Source organism: Streptomyces sp. NPDC027663 (assembly GCF_055566415.1).
On record NZ_JBVHSK010000001.1, the window covers coordinates 580,715 to 598,499 of the forward strand.

Below are 17,785 nucleotides of genomic sequence, written 5' to 3' on the forward strand. Positions count from 1 at the left end.
GGCGGGTCACCCGGTCCGGGTGACCCGCCGTACTGGTGGGCTCAGCGGCCCAGAGCGCGCCGGCCGCGGCCCTGGGAGAGGACCGGCAGATTGCGCGTCGGCGCCTGCCCGCGCGTGTCCTCCTCGATGCGCAGGGCCAGTGCCGGGCAGCGGCGCACCGCGCGCAGCGCCTTCGCCTCCGCATAGCGCGGCACCTGCGCCTGGGCGACGGTCGGGAAGCCGTCGGCGCCCAGTTCGAACACCTCCGGGAGGATGTCCGCGCACAGTCCGTGGCCCCGGCACAGCGTCCAGTCGACGTAGATCTTCTGGCGGCTGCCGCCGGTCTCCTCGGGCTCCGAGCCGCCCGCGATGCCTGCTGGGGCCCTGCCCCCCTCGAAGAGCGGCAGAACGCCTTCCACGGGCCTTCCGCAGCCGTTTCCGAGGACGTGGGCGGCCAGGTCGTCGGTGAACGCCTTGATGGTCGACTCCAGGAACATCGCCGAGCCGTCGGGGTGCGAACACGCCCCGCGCCGCTTGACGTTCTTCGCGACCTGCTTCAGCGCCTCCAGGGCGGCCGGTCCGCCACCGTTGAGGATGTCCTCCAGCCCGCGCGCGGCGGCGGGCAGTCCGAGGTAGCAGGGCCCGCACTGGCCGGCGCTCTCCTCGGCCAGCCACTGCGCCACCCGCAGCGACTCGCCCAGCGGGCAGGTCTCCTGGCTGATCGGCAGGATGGCGCCCGCACCCAGCGAACCGCCCACCGCGTCGAGCGAGTTACGGGAGACGACCGCCTCGTCGACGGTCGCCGCATCGATCCACTTGCCGTGATAGCCGCCGGTCAGCACGCCCTGCGGCATCGGCGGGGCACCCGCCAGCTGCAGTACGTAGCGCAGCGGCACGCCCGTGGGGACCTCGAGCACCATCGGGCGGGCGACCGCGCCGGACACGGTGAGCATGACGGTGCCCGGCTCGTCGTACAGGCCGGTGTTGCCGTAGCGCTCCGGGCCGATCCGGGCGGCGATGGCCAGCTGCGCGAACGTCTCCGCGTTCGACAGCAGAGTGGGCGCCCCGCCGACGCCGGTCTGCGAGGCGCTGATCTTGCGGCCGGGCGGGATCGCCGGGCCGCCGTCGATCGAGCGGATCAGGGAGGCGGCGGCGCCGGTGACCATGCGTACGGGATTGCGCTGCACCCACGCGCGCAGCGCCGATCTACGGCTGTTGCTCAGACCTCGTTCGGCGAGCGCGGCCTCCATCGAGCGCTGCGTGGACTCCCGGGTGACGCCGATGACGAGCGTGCGGGCGCCGAGCGCCTCGGCGCACAGCAGCGCGCCGTCCAGGATCAGGTGCGGGGCGCGGTTGATGAGCACCGTGTCCTTGCGGCAGGCCGGTTCGTCCTCGCTGCCGTTGACCACGACGACCGGCCGCACCCCGCGCTTGATCGCCGACTCGGCGACCGAGCGCAGTTTCTTGTGAAAGGGGAAGCCGGCGCCGCCGCGGCCCTTGAGGTTGATGCGTTCGGCGAGCTGGGCGAGCTGCTCGCCGCCGAGCGGGTCGAGTGGCCCGTGCACCTTCAGGTGCATGGGCAGGTCGAGTCGCTCCACAAGGTCGAAGCCCGACGTGAGCTGGGGAAGTCCGACCACACGGACTTCTGGGACGTCGGGCAGGGCCTCGTTCACTTAAAGCCTCCGGAAGGCGTGTTCCAAGGTTCGCCCGAACCCGGTGCCTCGTAGGACGAGCCGGGCAGCGTTTCGGTGGCGGGACCGCTGTTGTACGTGTCACTCGGGTTGTACGTGCTGTAGAAGCCGTTTGTCTCACCGGTGTCGTACACGTCACTTCCGGCGTATCCGGCGGCGCCCGGATTGCCGTAGGCAGGGATGGTGTATCCGGTGTCCTGCAGCGGGTCGTACGCGGACGGCGGGGCCTCGCCGACCGGCGGCGGAGACGGGATCGGCCAGCTGCCCGAGGTGCTGGAGGGGCCGTCCACGCGCGGGATCGCCTCCGTGGCCTGGAGGTCCAGTGGCAGGTCCATCCGGGTGGTCGGGGCAGCCGCGAAGGACTGCTGGGGGCGGCCCGGCGTCGACACCGCGCGGTAGGCCGCCGCGAAGCCGGAGGGGGGCTCGGCGGCCGGGGTCTGGTAGAGGGGGTTGGAGGCCGTCTCGGCGGGGCCCGGCCTCGGCTCCCGCCGGGCCTCGAAACCGGACAGTCCCGCATCGGCCACCCGGGAGCGGCTCGCGTCCAGCTCGTCGAGCCCGGGCCGCTCGGAGCTGCCGAACAGCGCCACCAGCCGGTCGGCGACCTTGCGCTTGACCGGGCGCGGGGCCGCGCGCAGGGCGAGGGCGCCCATCACACCGAGCAGGGAGAGGCTGTAGAGGATCACGAAGACCGGCTTGGCCGAGCGACCCGCGTAGAGGCCGTGGATCAGCGCCGCACACCAGGCCGGGTAGGCCAGCATGTGCATGGCCCGCCAGCGGGCCGCGACCGGGGCCGGCGTGGCGAAGTTGCTGCGCAGGGCCCCGGTGATGCCCACGAAGATCATCAGCAGGCCGGCCAGCGAGCCCAGTCCGATCAGACCGCCGAGTCCGGTGAGGCCGAGCGAGAACGGGATGATCGCGGCGATCAGCTGGGTGTGGTCCAGCGCGATCTTGGTGGTGATGTGCAGCAACAGGAACGCGATCGAGGCGACCGCGGTCGTCCGGTGCACCGCCTGGCCGATGATCCGCTGGCGTGTGTTCAGGAAGATCCGGTCCTGGGCGAACAGGCCCCAGATCACCGAGCAGCTCAGCGAGACGAGGGACAGCACGCCCGCGCCGAAGTTGAGGAACTCGCGGAACTGGCTGCCTCCGACCAGCACGATCACGGGTATCAGCAGCAGGACGACAGCGGACGCAACCCCATAGGCCGACCGGCCGGGTTTGGGGAGCGAGCTGGTACTACGACGAGGGTTCATGGGGGCAACTCCGAGCAGTTTCGGGAAAGCGGTCCCGCTGCCGCACTCTAAGTGGCGCCATACCGATCAGTACGGGGTTTGAGTTATTGCGTTGTTATCAACAGACAATGCGACTGGGGCGGTGTCCCTTAGGGGACGGTACGCGAAGTAATTGTTGACCTCTGTTCAGTTCCGGCGGGCTTCGTGACATGTCCATCAGGGATACGGAAGCGCGTCGCGGCTTGCTCAAGGGCTGCGGTACCCTACCGACATGCGTGCCGTACGCCTTCTGCTTAGCGGGCCGCGCTGATCAGTACCGACCCTCCGGTCAGCCGTGAGGTCGGCATCGGCGCGGCGTCCCCTCCTGTGCGAGGGGATTTTTCGTTTCCGCAGGCAGAGACGATCGATGGAGCTTTGAGGATCATGAGCGAGACGAACCCCGCTGCCACCGCCGAGGTGGCGGCGCCGCACCGCTACACGGCCGCCATGGCAGCCGACATCGAGGCACGCTGGCAGGACTTCTGGGACGTCGACGGCACCTACGCGGCGCCGAACCCCACGGGCGACCTGGCGGGCGACGCCGATCTGGTCGCCAAGCCCAAGAAGTTCATCATGGACATGTTCCCGTACCCCTCCGGTGCGGGCCTGCACGTCGGCCACCCGCTGGGCTACATCGCCACCGACGTCTACGCCCGGTTCCAGCGCATGACCGGCCACAACGTCCTGCACACCCTGGGCTTCGACGCCTTCGGCCTGCCCGCCGAGCAGTACGCCGTGCAGACCGGCACGCACCCGCGCGTGTCCACCGAGGCCAACATCGAGAACATGAAGGCCCAGCTGCGCCGGCTGGGCCTGGGCCACGACAAGCGCCGGTCGTTCGCCACGATCGACCCGGAGTACTACAAGTGGACCCAGTGGATCTTCCTGCAGATCTTCAACTCCTGGTACGACGAAGAGGCGAAGAAGGCCCGCCCGGTCTCCGCGCTGATCGCCCAGTTCGAGTCCGGTGAGCGCGCGATTCCGGGCTCCACGCGCGCGTGGAACGAGCTGACCGCCGCCGAGCGTGCCGACGTCCTGGGCGAGTACCGCCTGGCCTACGCCTCCGACGCGCCCGTCAACTGGTGCCCCGGCCTGGGCACCGTGCTGGCCAACGAGGAGGTCACCGCCGACGGCCGTTCCGAGCGCGGCAACTTCCCGGTCTTCAAGGCCAAGCTGCGCCAGTGGAACATGCGCATCACCGCCTACGCCGACCGGCTGCTGGAGGACCTGGAGGAGCTGGACTGGCCCGAGGCCATCAAGCTGCAGCAGCGCAACTGGATCGGCCGCAGCGAGGGCGCCCGCGTCGACTTCCCGATCGACGGCGAGCGCATCACGGTCTTCACCACCCGCCCGGACACCCTGTTCGGCGCGACCTACATGGTGCTGGCGCCGGAGCACCCGCTGGTCGACAAGTTCACCCCCGAGGCGTGGCCCGAGGGCACGCACGAGGTGTGGACCGGCGGCCACGCCACCCCCGCCGAAGCCGTCGCCGCGTACCGCGCGCAGGCCGCCTCGAAGTCCGACGTCGAGCGGCAGGCCGAGGCCAAGGACAAGACCGGCGTCTTCACCGGCACGTTCGCGACCAACCCGGTCAACGGCGAGCAGGTCCCCGTCTTCATCGCCGACTACGTCCTGATGGGCTACGGCACCGGCGCGATCATGGCCGTCCCCGGGCACGACAGCCGCGACTTCGCCTTCGCGCGCGCCTTCGAGTTGCCGATCCGCTGCGTGGTCGAGCCCACGGACGGCCGCGGCACCGATCCGGCCGGCTGGGACGACGCGTTCGTGTCGTACGACGCGAAGATCGTCAACTCCGACAGCGACGACGTGAGGCTGAACGGCCTGGGCGTGGTCGACGCCAAGGCGCGCATCACCGAATGGCTGGAGCGCAAGGGCATCGGCGAGGGCACCGTCAACTTCCGGCTGCGTGACTGGCTGTTCAGCCGCCAGCGCTACTGGGGCGAGCCCTTCCCGATCGTCTACGACGAGGACGGCACCGCCCACGCGCTGCCCGAGTCGATGCTGCCGCTGGAGCTGCCCGAGGTCGAGGACTACAGCCCGCGCACCTTCGACCCGGACGACGCCGACACCCAGCCCGAGACCCCGCTGTCGCGCAACGAGGAATGGGTCAACGTCACCCTGGACCTGGGCGACGGCCCCAAGAAGTACCGCCGCGAGACCAACACCATGCCCAACTGGGCCGGTTCCTGCTGGTACGAGTTCCGCTACCTGGACCCGCACAACGACCGGCAGCTGGTCGACCCGGAGATCGAGCGGTACTGGATGGGCCCGCGCGAGGGTCTGCCGCACGGCGGTGTCGACCTGTACGTCGGCGGCGCCGAGCACGCCGTGCTGCACCTGCTGTACGCGCGCTTCTGGTCCAAGGTCCTGTTCGACCTGGGCCACGTCTCCTCCGCGGAGCCGTTCCACAAGCTGTTCAACCAGGGCATGATCCAGGCCTACGTCTACCGCGACAGCCGGGGCATCGCGGTGCCCGCCGCCGAGGTGGAGGAGCGCGACGGCGCCTACTACCACGAGGGCGAGCAGGTCAGCCGCCTGCTGGGCAAGATGGGCAAGTCCCTGAAGAACGCGGTGACTCCGGACGAGATCGCCGCCGAGTACGGCGCCGACACGCTGCGCCTGTACGAGATGGCCATGGGCCCGCTGGACGTCTCCCGGCCGTGGGACACGCGCGCGGTGGTCGGCCAGTTCCGGCTGCTGCAGCGGCTGTGGCGCAACATCGTCGACGAGAACACCGGCGAGGTCACCGTCACCGACGCCGAGGCCGACGACGACACCCTGCGCGCCCTGCACAAGGCCATCGACGGCGTGCGCCAGGACCTGGAGGGCCTGCGCTTCAACACCGCCATCGCCAAGGTCACCGAGCTGAACAACCACCTGACCAAGGCCGGCGGCGCGGTGCCGCGGTCCGTGGCCGAGCCGCTGGTGCTGATGGTCGCGCCGCTGGCCCCGCACATCGCCGAGGAACTGTGGCGCAAGCTGGGCCACACCGACTCGGTGGTCCACCGGGACTTCCCGGTCGCCGACCCGGCCTACGTGGTCGACGAGACCGTGACCTGCGTCGTGCAGATCAAGGGCAAGGTCAAGGCCCGGCTGGAGGTGCCGCCCGCCATCTCCGAGGAGGAGCTGGAGAAGGTGGCGCTGGCCGACGAGAAGGTCGTCGCGGCGCTGGGCGGCGCGGGCATCCGCAAGGTGATCGTGCGGGCGCCGAAGCTGGTGAACATCGTCCCGGCCTGATCATCGGGTGCCGGGTGCCGGGTGCCGGGTGCCGTCGGCGTCGGGTGCCGGGTGCCGTCGGCGTCGGGGTCGGGGTAGTCCCCTACGGGCAGGTTCGGGGTTCAGCTGGAACTCCGGGCCTGCCCGGTGCGTTTACCGTGGAGAGCGCAGCGGCTCGGGCCGTACCGGAATCGGAGGATGAGCGTCATGGAGGTAGTGCTGACCGTGTTCGCCCTGCTCTTCCTGGTCTTCGTCGTCCTGGGGGCGTACGCCACGGTCAAGGCCGTCGGCGCCGCCAAGCGCGGTGTGGACCGGACCGTCGCGCAGGCCCGCCGCACGGTCGAGGACCACACCCTGCGCGCCAAGTCCTTCGCCCAGGTAGGACCGGCCGGCGAGATCGCCCAGCTGCGGCTCGCGCTGCGCACCTCGATGCGCGCCACTCAGGACGCGTTGCACGCCGGCGCGGCCGAGGACGAGTCCCTGAAGGAGTCCCTCGGCCTCTTCGAACGGCTCAGCGCACATGGTCACGAGCTGGACGCCGACCTCAAGCGCCTGGAGTCCGAGCCGGACCGGGCCACGCTCGCCGCGCGTCTGCCCGAGCTGCGCAGCCGCACCGAGCGCATCACCAAGTCCGCGGACTCCCTGCGCTGGGCCGTCCGCGACCGCGCCCACCGCTTCGCCGACGACGACCTCGGCACCCTCAGCGCACAGATCGACATCGAAGCGGACGCTCTGCGCCACTGGACCGATTCCGCCCAGGCCTCCCCGCAGCAGCCCGGCGCTTCCGCCGCGCACACCGCAAACGCCCAGGCTGCGCAGGAGAAGCGGCCGAAGGCCCCCGGTCCCCGGCCCGCCGAGGAGCCGCCCCCCGAGGCGATCGCCCCGCCGTCCTGGCGCCCCACCTCTCCCTGGCAGAAGAAACCCCGCCCAGAGAGCACCACATGAGCAGGCCGCTCCAGGGCTGCACATCAGGGGCCGGGCTGCCGCGCGAGCAGTACGCCAGGTAACCTCCAGGTCATGTCCCGCCATGTCGCGATCGTCACCGATTCAACGGCCTACCTGCCGCCCCGGACGATGGAGCGCCACGGCATCACCACGGTCCCGTTGACCGTGGTGCTCGGCGACCGGGCCCTGGAAGAGGGCACCGAGATCTCGACCCGCTCCCTCGCCCAGGCGCTGCAGAAGCGGCGCTCCGTCACCACCTCCCGCCCCAGCCCCCAGGTGTTCGCCGAGACCTACCGCCGGGTCGCCGAGTCCGGCGCGGGCGGCATCGTCTCCCTGCACCTGTCGGCCGAGCTGTCCGGCACCTACGACGCCGCGGTCCTCGCCGCACGGGAGGCACCGGTGCCCGTGCGGGTGGTGGACACCGGGATGGTCGCGATGGCGCTCGGTTTCTGCGCGCTCGCCGCGGCCGAGACCGCGGAGGCCGGCGGAACGGTCGACGAGGCCGTCACGGCCGCCGAGAAGCGAGCCGCGGGCACGTCCGCCTTCTTCTACGTCGACACCCTCGACTATCTGCGCCGCGGCGGCCGCATCGGAGCCGCTCAAGCCTTGCTCGGCTCCGCCCTGGCCGTCAAACCCCTGCTCCAGCTGGACGGCGGACGCATCGAGTTGCTCGAGAAGGTCCGTACGGCCTCCAAGGCGATCGCACGCCTGGAGGAACTGGCCGCCGAGCGGGCGGGCAGCGGTGAGGTCGACATCGCCGTCCACCACCTCGCGGCCCCGGACCGTGCCGCCGCACTCGCGGACCGGCTGCGGGAACGCGTTCCGGGCCTGACCGACCTTCATGTCAGTGAGGTCGGAGCGGTGATCGGGGCGCACACCGGGCCGGGGCTGCTGGGCGCGGTCGTCTCACCTCGCTGACGCGGGGGTTGCCGGCTTTGGCCGTCCGTCGGGTTCCGTCGTGCCCGGGGGCTGCGTCAGCTTACTGCCGTGGCGGCCCTCGCTCGTTCGGGTGGCGGAGTTTTCCACAACTCTGGGACTCTCCACCGGAATTGACCAAGATCATCGCCATTCGGTGGAATGATCCATCCTCGTCCTATGGCTCTTCGATCACGTTCACGCACAGCAATTCCCACCAGCGGCCCGGGCCGTGGGCCTGCCTCCGACAGCCGGTCCCGTCACCGTCGGTCCACCGAGCACCGCCGGTTCGCCGCACATCGTCGGTCCACCGAGCGGGGCCGGTCCACCGAGCGGGGCCGGTCCACCGAGCGGGGCCGGTCCACCGAGCAGGGCCGGCCCACCGAGCAGGGCCGGTCCACCGACCGCCGCGCCCGGCACCGCTCGCCCGCAGCCGGGGACGAACTGCGCCGACGGGCGGAACTCCTCTTCGGTGAACGCGCCGTGCAGTGGCGGGAGTCGGGGAACGCGCCGCCGGACATCGACGGTTGCCCCGAGCCGGCCATGACACCGGCCGAGGCGACCACACACACCTCGGCACACGGCAGCACACCAGAACCGCAACGGGCCGGTGAGGTGTGGTCCCGGAAGTCGCGAGGACCCGGGATCCCGGACTGGCGGGAGCGGGCCGGACTGGCGCTGCGCGAGCGGATGCCGGTGTGGCTGCATGCACGGTGCGGGGTGGAGCGGCGGGGCGCCCTGGCCCTCGCCGTGGTGCTCGTGGCCGCCGCCGCCTTCGCCGTGCAGCACTTCTGGACGGGGCGGCCCCAGCCCGTGAGCGCTCCTCAGGTGGTGCGCGCCGGGGCCCCGTCGGCCAAGGAGAACGAAGTACGCAGGGGCGGTGCGGCGGTCGGCCCGTCGGCGACACCGGGCGCGTCGGTCGTCGTGGACGTCAGCGGCAAGGTCCGGAAACCGGGGATCCGGCAGCTGCCGGCCGGCGCACGGGTGGCCGACGCGCTGCGGGCGGCGGGCGGAGTCCGGCCGGGCACGAGCACGGAAGGACTCAACCGCGCCCGCTTCCTGGTCGACGGCGAACAGATCCTCGTCGGCGCCTCCGCCGGAGCCGCCGCTCAGCCCGCCCCCGCGGCGGGACCGCTGTCCGGAGCGGCAGGCGCGGGCCCCACGGCGCCGGTCTCCCTCAACACGGCCACCGCTGAGCAGCTCGACGCTCTGCCCGGAGTCGGCCCGGTGCTGGCCCAGCACATCATCGACTACCGCACCCGGCACGGAGGCTTTCGCTCGGTGGACGAACTACGCCAGGTCAACGGCATCGGCGACCGCCGCTTCACCGATCTGCGTGACCTGGTACAGCCGTGAACCGCGCGTGGGACGAGACGGCCCCGCGCTCGGACCCCGAGGAGCACGCGACCGCGCGCACCGGCCGCACGGACCCCATGGACCTGCGCCTGGTGCCGCCTGCACTCGCGGCCTGGGCCACGGCGGCCCTGACCCTGGACGCACCGGTGGCCTGGACCGTCGGGATCGTGGTGGTGTGCCTGGCCGGGGGAGTGACCCTGCTGGTGGTGCGGCGGCCGGGAGGGGGCCGGCGGAGCCGCCGGTCCGGGTCGGGTCCGTGGGCGTGCGAAACGGCAGGGGCCGGTGGAGCGGTGCCGCTCCGACGGGCGGCAGGGAGAGCCGCGCCGGACAGCAGGGTGGCGTGGGGCACGTGGGCGCGTGGCCGGTTCGGCTGGGCTCGGGCCGCCGTCGCCGCGATGTTGCTCTGCATCGCCGCGGCAGCCGGCTCCGCAGGGCTGCACGGGGCAGACGTCCGCCGCGGGCCGGTGCCCGAGCTGGCCCGGAGGTTCACGACCGTGGCCGCCGAGGTGGAGGTGACCGGCGACCCCTGGCTGAGCCGGCCGCGGGTGCTCGGCGACCATGCGGCGCCCGTCGCCGTGCTGGTGCGGGTGGAAGTGCGCAGTATCGAGGAGGCCGACGGGAGTCGGGTGCGGACGCGGACTCCCCTGCTGCTGATCGTCGACGCGGACGTGCCGGCGCCCGCGGGCGGTGCCACGGGCATCCGGAGCGCCGAGCCACCAACGGCCGGTGCCGGACAGAAGAGGGCGCACGGGCGTGCGGCCTGGCTCGGACTGGTGCCGTCCACGCGGCTGCACATGGGCGGGCGGCTGGCGCCCGCGCTGACGAGCGGTGACCGGACCGCAGCCGTGCTGCGGGTGCGCGGTCGGCCGCAGCCGCGGATCGTGGCGGGGCCGAACGGGCCGCAACGGCTGGCGGCGCGGCTCAGGGCCGGGCTGAGGGAAGCGACCGAGGACCTGCCGGGAGACGCACGGGCGCTGCTGCCCGGGCTGGTCGTCGGGGACACCTCACGGATCACGCCCGAACTGGACCGCGCCTTCCAGGAGACGGACCTCGCGCACACGCTCGCCGTGTCCGGCAGCAACCTCACCATCCTGCTCGCGCTGCTCATCGGGCCGTCCGGCCTGGCTCAGCGGGCCGAGCGCCGTGGCCTGGCCCCACGCCTGGGCCTCTCCCTACGAGCGACGGCCCTGCTCGCGGGAGCGCTGACGCTGGGATTCGTGGTCGTCTGCCGGCCCGACCCCAGCGTGCTGCGGGCCGCCGCCTGCGGCGCGGTCGCCCTGCTCGCCCTGGCCACGGGACGGCGCAGGTCGCTCGTCCCGGCGTTGGCCACGGCCGTCCTGCTGCTCGTCCTGTACGACCCGTGGCTGGCCCGCAGTTACGGCTTCCTGCTGTCCGTCCTGGCCACCGGCGCGCTGCTGGTGCTGGCGCCGGGCTGGAGCGAGGCGTTGCGACGGCGCCGGGTGCCACCGCGGCTCGCCGAGGCGCTGGCGGCGGCTGCCGCGGCGCAGGCCGTGTGCGCGCCGGTCGTGGCGGTGCTGTCGGCCCGGGTGAGCCTGGTGGCGGTGCCGTGCAACCTGCTGGCCGAGGTGGCGGTGGCACCGGCCACGGTGCTGGGGTTCGCGGCGCTCGCGACGGCACCGGTGGCCATGCCGGTCGCCAAGGCGTTGGCCTGGTGTGCGAGGTGGCCCGCCGGGTGGATCACAGGGGTCGCCCGGACCGGGGCGGCGCTGCCCGGCGCCGGAGTGGACTGGCCGGGGAGCCAGCTCGGCGCCGTGGCGCTCGCGGCGGTCACCGTGGCCTTCGTCCTGGCCGGACGGAGACTGGTGCGGCACCCCTGGTGGTGCGGGGTGCTCGGGGTGCTGCTCGTGCTGCTGGTGACCCGGCCGGCGCCGCTGACCCGGGTGATCACGGGCTGGCCGCCGCCGGGCTGGCGGTTCGCGATGTGCGACGTCGGACAGGGCGACGCGACCGTGCTGGCGGCAGGCGAGGGCACCGGAGTGGTCGTGGACGCCGGACCCGACCCGGCGCTGGTCGACCGGTGTCTGCGGCAGCTGGGCATCACCCGCATCCCTCTCCTGATCCTCACCCACTTCCACGCCGACCATGTGGCGGGCCTGCCCGGTGTTCTGCGGGGACGTTCGGTGGCCGCCATCGAGACCACGGGGTTCGCCGAACCGGCGGACCAGGCAGCGTTCGTCGCGAGAGAGGCCGCCGCACGGCGCATCCCGGTCACGGCGGCAGCCGCGGGGGAGGAGCGGCGCGCCGGACCGCTCGCCTGGCGGGTGCTGTGGCCGCCGCAGGGCGCACCGCCGTCCTCCGGCGCACCGCCGTCCTCCGGCGCGCGGGCGTCCCAGGCCGCGCCCGCGCCCTGGCCGGGCGGCGCCGGCTTCGCGCCGGAAGGGCCGAACGACGCCAGCGTCACGCTGCTGGTGCGCACGGGCGGGCTGCGGCTGCTGTTGCTCGGAGATCTCGAACCTCCCGCCCAGCAGGCACTGTTGCGGTCCCCGGGGGCGGCCGAGCTGACCGGAGTGGATGTGCTGAAGGTGGCCCATCACGGCTCGGCCTACCAGGACCCGGAGCTGATACGCCTCACCGCTCCCCGGGTCGCACTCGTGTCCGTCGGCGCAGACAACCCGTACGGCCACCCGGCGCCGACGACCGTGGCCGCGCTGCGGACAGGTGGCGCGGTGGTCCTGCGCACCGACCGGGACGGGCCGCTCGCGGTGACCGGGACCGGGGGCAGGAACGGCGACATGCAAGTGACGAGAGGGAACTGGCCCGAGCTGGGAGCACCGGAAAGAGAGGGCGGAGAGTAGGGACTGGAGAGAACGGACTGAGAAAGGGACCGGAGAGGAAGGACGGCCGAGAACGGACCGCAGGCGGCTGGGGAGGAAAAAGACCAGGACACGTTCCCCGGCTGCGGCCCAGACTGGGATCATGACATCAGCACAGGTTGACGCCTATCTCCGGCGACTCGGTATCGCCCGCCCGCAGCGGCCCACCAGCGAGGCGCTGCGCGAACTGCACCTGCGCCATCTGCGCACCGTCCCCTTCGAGAACTTGTCGGTCCACCTCGGTGAGGAGATCGCGCTGGAGGAGAAGCGGCTGCTGGACAAGGTGACCGAAGCCCGGCGGGGCGGCTTCTGCTACGAACTGAACGGCGCGTTCGGGACGTTGCTCACCGCCCTCGGTTACGAGGTGGAGCTGCTCGCGGGACGTGTGTACGGCGATGAGGGGCGGCTCGGGATCCCCTACGACCATCTCGCGCTGCGGGTGCGGACGGCGGACGGGGACACCTGGCTCGCCGACGTCGGGTTCGGGGCGCACAGCCACTACCCGCTGGCTTTTGCGGAACGTGGCGAGCAGGACGACCCCGCTGGCACCTTCCGGCTGGTTCAGGCCGGGCCGGATGCGGCCGGGGTACGCGGCGGTGATGTGACGGGCGCCGGGGACCTGGACGTCGTGCGAGATGGCACGCCGCAGTACCGGCTGGAGATCCGCCCCCGGGCGCTCGGAGATTTCGCGGCCGGCGCCTGGTGGCACAGCACCTCGCCGCTGTCGCACTTCACCCGGTCACTGATCTGCTCACGGGTCACCGAGGACGGAGGGAGGATCACGCTCAGCGGACGCAGGCTGAAGACGACTGCCGCGGACGGTACGCACGAGGCGCGGGAACTGGCGACGGACGACGAGGTTCTGACGGTCTACCGGGAGTGCTTCGGTATCGAGCTGAGCCGCGTGCCGACCGTACGAAGCCCCGAGCAGGCCGCGACCTGACGCTGCGAGCCCTGCCCCGGCGCTTCGGGCCACGACCAGCTCCCGGGTCCCGCGATACTGACCAGCCCTGCGAGCCCTGATCCGGGGCATCGGGCCACGACCAGTTCCCGTGAGTCCTGCCCCGGCGCTTCGATCCACGACCGGTCCCCCCGCGAGTCCTGACCTGCCGTTTCGGCCCCGCTGCGGTGCCGGAGAATGGGCGCGTGAGCGATGTGAGACACGTGCTGGTGCTGCCCGACCGCGATGCCGCCGAGGAGGCGGCCGAGGCGCTCGGGCAGCGGTTCGGGATCGACGAGGAGCCCCGGCTCGTCCGGGACGCGCTGGCCGGCGAGGACGACGCCGAGGACGCCCAGTGGCTGGTGGTCCTGCGTGACGAGGCCGAGCGGCTCGATCCCGCCGAACTGGACGCGTTCGCGGGGGAGTGGGACGGCTGGCGCGAGGAGCCCTGACCCCGGGACCGATCCGGGCCGCGCTCCGGGACCGACCCAAGCCGCGCTCCGGGACCGACTCGGGGTGCGCTCCGGGGTCGGTCAGGGTATGTAGGCCGGTTCGTTGTCAGTGTCCCGTGGGATGCTTTGGTCGATGGCCAGGAAGACTGCGAATGACGACCCTCTCGCCCCGGTGACGCTTGCCGTGGGCCAGGAGGACCTCCTGCTCGACCGTGCCGTGCAGGAGGTGGTGGCCGCCGCCAAGGCCGCCGACGCCGACACGGACGTACGTGACCTGACCCCGGACCAGCTGCAGCCCGGCACGCTCGCCGAGCTGACCAGCCCGTCGCTCTTCGCCGAGCGCAAGGTCGTGGTCGTACGCAACGCGCAGGACCTGTCCGCGGACACGATCAAGGACGTGAAGGGGTACCTCGGTTCGCCGGCCGAGGAGATCACGCTCGTGCTGCTGCACGCCGGCGGCGCCAAGGGCAAGGGGCTGCTGGACGCCGCGCGCAAGACGGGGGCGCGGGAGGTGGCCTGCCCGAAGATGACCAAGCCGGCGGACCGGCTGGCCTTCGTCCGGGGGGAGTTCCGCTCGTTCGGCCGGTCGGCGACTCCTGAGGCGTGCCAGGCGCTGTGCGACGCCATCGGCAGTGATCTGCGGGAGCTGGCCTCGGCGGCCTCGCAGCTGGTCGCCGACGTGGAAGGGACCATCGACGAGGCGGTCGTCGGGCGGTACTACACCGGGCGGGCCGAGGCCTCCAGCTTCACGGTGGCCGACCGGGCCGTGGAGGGGCGTACGGCTGAGGCGCTGGAGGCGCTTCGGTGGTCGCTCTCGACCGGGGTGGCACCCGTGATGATCACCAGCGCGCTCGCACAGGGCGTGCGGGCGATCGGGAAGCTGTCCTCGGCGCGGGGCGGGCGGCCGGCGGATCTGGCGCGGGAGCTGGGGATGCCGCCGTGGAAGATCGACCGGGTGCGGCAGCAGATGCGGGGTTGGACGCCGGACGGCGTCGCGGTGGCGCTCAGAGCGGTGGCGGAGGCAGACGCAGGGGTGAAGGGGGGCGGGGACGATCCCGAGTACGCGCTGGAGAAAGCGGTCGTGACGATCGCCCGGGCCGCGCGGTCCAGGGGCCGCGGCTGATCGGGTCGCCCCGCAGCCGTCGGCGAGGAAAATCGTACGTATCAGCCGTACATCGCCGACGCACTGGAAAGGTGGCGATCATCATGGCTGAACACCCGCACGCGACCCTCGTCCGCAGGGGCTACGAGGCTTTCCTCCGCTCCGACATGGACACCCTGCGCGGACTGATGACGGCGGATGTCACCCATCATGTGCCGGGCAGCCACCCATTGTCCGGGGACTTCAAGGGCCAGGACGCGGTCATCGGGATGTACGGCCGGATGTTCCAGGAGACCGGCGGCAGCTTCCGGGTCGAGCTGCGCAGTGTGTACGTCGATGGCCGGGGGCATGCCGTGGCCCTGCACCACGTCACCGCGGAGCGGGAGGGCAGGCGGTTCCGCGGGGACGGCTGTCTCGTCTTCCGGATCGTCGGAGACAAGATCACCGACATCGACGAGTGTGTCGAGGACATCGACAAGCAGGACCGGTTCTGGGGCTGAGTCCGGGCGCATGCCGAAGGCCCCGGCACCTGCCTTGGGGAAAGGAGGGTACCGAGGCCTTCGGATCAAGCTGATGAGCCCGCTCCCGCGTGGCGAACGCAGGCCGCGAACAGGCTCGTGGGTGCCGGACGGGAGCGGATGAGAGAGGGCCCGCTCTGGGTCCTTCCGGCGGTCAGATCAAAAAAGGGGTTCAGCCCTTGAGGGACGTGACCTTGGAAGCAAGCGCCGACTTCTTGTTGGCGGCCTGGTTCTTGTGGATGACGCCCTTGGAGACGGCCTTGTCGAGCGCACGCGCGGCAGCGCGCTGCAGCTCGGTGGCCTTCTCGACGTCACCCGCGGCAGCAGCCTCACGGGCCTTGCGGATCGCGGTCTTCAGGGAAGACTTGACGGCCTTGTTGCGCTGCCGGGCCTTCTCGTTGGTCTTGATCCGCTTGATCTGGGACTTGATGTTCGCCACGAAGGAGCCTTTTCAGGTTCTGGTGCGGGGCCGCACGGGTCCCGTACCGATGATCCAAACTTTCCGGTCGCGCCTCGCGCTGAGAGGGCATGAGGCACAGCCATCTACAGTACCAGTGGCTTTCCGGGCGGCCCAAAACGGTCCCCGGTCCCTCCCCGTGGGACCATGGAGACTACGTAACGATCCGACCCGAGGCATAAGGCGCCTCAAGAGACAGGACCCTGCGTGCCCGCGACCCCTAACCATGTGCCCGAGCCGAGCCGTACCGCCCCGGCTCTGATCCGCAATTTCTGCATCATCGCGCACATCGACCACGGCAAGTCCACTCTCGCCGACCGGATGCTCCAGCTGACCGGTGTGGTCGAGCAGCGGCAGATGCGTGCTCAGTACCTCGACCGGATGGACATCGAGCGCGAGCGCGGCATCACGATCAAGTCCCAGGCGGTGCGTCTGCCCTGGGCCCCGACCGAGGGCCCCGACCAGGGCACGACGCACATCCTCAACATGATCGACACCCCGGGGCACGTCGACTTCACCTATGAGGTCTCGCGGTCGCTGGCCGCCTGCGAGGGGACCATCCTCCTCGTCGACGCCGCCCAGGGCATCGAGGCGCAGACCCTCGCCAACCTCTACCTGGCGATGGAGAACGACCTCACGATCATCCCGGTCCTCAACAAGATCGACCTTCCGGCGGCCCAGCCGGAGAAGTTCGCCGAGGAACTGGCCAACCTGGTCGGATGCGACCCGGACGACGTGCTGAAGGTCTCCGCGAAGACCGGTCTCGGCGTGGACGCGCTGCTGAACAAGGTCGTGAAGGAGATCCCGGCTCCGGTCGGTGTCGCCGACGCCCCCGCCCGCGCGATGATCTTCGACTCGGTCTACGACTCGTACCGCGGTGTCGTGACGTACGTCCGTGTCATCGACGGCCAGCTCAACAAGCGCGAGCGCATCAGGATGATGTCGACCGGCGCCACGCACGAGCTGCTGGAGATCGGCGTCAGCTCTCCGGAGATGCTGCCGGCGGACGGCCTCGGCGTCGGTGAGGTGGGTTACCTCATCACCGGAGTGAAGGACGTCCGCCAGTCCAAGGTCGGTGACACCGTCACCAGCCAGAGCAAGGGCGCGACCGAGGCGCTCGGCGGTTACAAGGACCCGAAGCCGATGGTCTTCTCCGGTCTGTACCCGCTGGACGGCTCCGACTACCCGGAGCTGCGCGAGGCCCTGGACAAGCTGCAGCTCAACGACGCCGCGCTGGTCTACGAGCCGGAGACCTCCGCGGCCCTCGGCTTCGGTTTCCGCGTCGGCTTCCTCGGCCTGCTGCACCTGGACGTGATCCGGGAGCGGCTGGAGCGCGAGTTCGGCCTCGACCTGATCGCCACGGCGCCGAACGTGGTCTACCGCGTGGTCATGGAGGACGGCTCCGAGCACACCGTCACCAACCCGAGCGAGTTCCCCGAGGGGAAGATCAACGAGGTCTACGAGCCGGTCGTGCGTGCCACCATCCTGGCGCCGACCGAGTTCATCGGCTCGATCATGGAGCTGTGCCAGACCCGGCGCGGCACCCTGCTCGGCATGGACTACCTCTCCGAGGACCGGGTCGAGATCCGCTACACCCTCCCGCTCGCCGAGATCGTCTTCGACTTCTTCGACCAGCTGAAGTCCAAGACCCGCGGCTATGCCTCCCTCGACTACGAGCCCACCGGCGAGCAGACCTCCAGCCTGGTCAAGGTCGACATCCTGCTGCACGGCGACAAGGTGGACGCCTTCTCGGCGATCACCCACAAGGACCAGGCCTACGCGTACGGCGTGCGGCTCGTCGCCAAGCTCAAGGAGCTGATCCCGCGGCAGGCGTTCGAGGTGCCGGTGCAGGCCGCCATCGGCTCCCGGGTCATCGCCCGCGAGACCATCCGTGCCATCCGCAAGGACGTCCTCGCCAAGTGCTACGGCGGTGACATCTCCCGTAAGCGGAAGCTGCTGGAGAAGCAGAAGGAAGGCAAGAAGCGGATGAAGATGGTGGGTTCCGTGGAGGTTCCGCAGGAAGCCTTCATCGCCGTCCTGTCCAGTGATGACAGCGCGGGGTCGGCCAAGGGCAAGAAGTAACCAGAG

General features: G+C 71.4%; 13 protein-coding genes. 10 read left to right on the plus strand and 3 right to left on the minus strand.

Features of this window, described 5'->3' with window-relative positions; all coding sequences use genetic code 11:
- Positions 1-41: 41 nt before the first annotated feature.
- A complete protein-coding gene (locus ACZ4SF_RS02565) occupies positions 42-1,652 on the minus strand; it encodes an NADH-ubiquinone oxidoreductase-F iron-sulfur binding region domain-containing protein (RefSeq protein ID WP_468377170.1) in 1,611 nt (536 codons plus the stop codon).
- Entirely contained in the window at positions 1,649-2,923 is a 1,275-nt protein-coding gene (locus ACZ4SF_RS02570) for a cytochrome b/b6 domain-containing protein (RefSeq protein WP_468377173.1), read from the minus strand. Before ACZ4SF_RS02570 ends, ACZ4SF_RS02565 begins: the two co-directional genes overlap by 4 nt.
- Before the next feature lie 402 nt (positions 2,924-3,325).
- Here ACZ4SF_RS02570 and leuS point away from each other — a divergent pair, with 402 nt between their 5' ends.
- The 9 genes from leuS (at position 3,326) to ACZ4SF_RS02615 (ending at position 15,222) form a co-directional block, all read left to right on the plus strand.
- Entirely contained in the window at positions 3,326-6,199 is a 2,874-nt protein-coding gene (leuS, locus tag ACZ4SF_RS02575) for a leucine--tRNA ligase (protein WP_468377176.1), read from the plus strand.
- Between the two features lie 186 nt (positions 6,200-6,385).
- Positions 6,386-7,123: a hypothetical protein gene (locus ACZ4SF_RS02580; RefSeq protein WP_468377179.1), complete on the plus strand. Its 738-nt coding sequence runs from the start codon at positions 6,386-6,388 to the stop codon at positions 7,121-7,123.
- Between the two features lie 72 nt (positions 7,124-7,195).
- A complete protein-coding gene (locus tag ACZ4SF_RS02585; protein WP_468377182.1) occupies positions 7,196-8,041 on the plus strand; it encodes a DegV family protein in 846 nt (281 codons plus the stop codon).
- A gap of 177 nt (positions 8,042-8,218) precedes the next feature.
- On the plus strand, positions 8,219-9,394 hold the full coding sequence (locus tag ACZ4SF_RS02590) for a ComEA family DNA-binding protein (RefSeq protein WP_468377185.1): 1,176 nt from the start codon (positions 8,219-8,221) through the stop codon (positions 9,392-9,394).
- Positions 9,391-12,210 (plus strand): ComEC/Rec2 family competence protein, encoded by a 2,820-nt coding sequence (locus ACZ4SF_RS02595; protein WP_468377188.1) that lies wholly within the window; start codon positions 9,391-9,393, stop codon positions 12,208-12,210. The genes ACZ4SF_RS02590 and ACZ4SF_RS02595 overlap by 4 nt, the downstream gene beginning before the upstream one ends.
- 121 nt (positions 12,211-12,331) lie before the next feature.
- Positions 12,332-13,171: an arylamine N-acetyltransferase family protein gene (locus ACZ4SF_RS02600; protein WP_468377191.1), complete on the plus strand. Its 840-nt coding sequence runs from the start codon at positions 12,332-12,334 to the stop codon at positions 13,169-13,171.
- 203 nt (positions 13,172-13,374) lie between these two features.
- Positions 13,375-13,620: a hypothetical protein gene (locus ACZ4SF_RS02605; protein WP_468377194.1), complete on the plus strand. Its 246-nt coding sequence runs from the start codon at positions 13,375-13,377 to the stop codon at positions 13,618-13,620.
- A gap of 133 nt (positions 13,621-13,753) precedes the next feature.
- Complete coding sequence (gene holA / locus ACZ4SF_RS02610) at positions 13,754-14,743, plus strand: DNA polymerase III subunit delta (protein WP_468377197.1); 990 nt, start codon at positions 13,754-13,756, stop codon at positions 14,741-14,743.
- 83 nt (positions 14,744-14,826) lie between these two features.
- Complete coding sequence (locus ACZ4SF_RS02615) at positions 14,827-15,222, plus strand: nuclear transport factor 2 family protein (RefSeq protein WP_468377199.1); 396 nt, start codon at positions 14,827-14,829, stop codon at positions 15,220-15,222.
- Positions 15,223-15,412: 190 nt separating this feature from the next.
- Here the strand turns inward: ACZ4SF_RS02615 and rpsT are convergent, their stop codons facing one another.
- Complete coding sequence (rpsT, locus tag ACZ4SF_RS02620; RefSeq protein WP_468377202.1) at positions 15,413-15,679, minus strand: 30S ribosomal protein S20; 267 nt, start codon at positions 15,677-15,679, stop codon at positions 15,413-15,415.
- Between the two features lie 225 nt (positions 15,680-15,904).
- On the opposite strand from rpsT, the gene lepA reads away from it, so the two are divergent.
- Positions 15,905-17,779 carry a translation elongation factor 4 gene (gene lepA / locus ACZ4SF_RS02625; protein ID WP_361244164.1) on the plus strand — a complete coding sequence of 625 codons (1,875 nt, stop codon included), beginning with the start codon at positions 15,905-15,907 and terminating at the stop codon, positions 17,777-17,779.
- Positions 17,780-17,785: the final 6 nt, after the last annotated feature.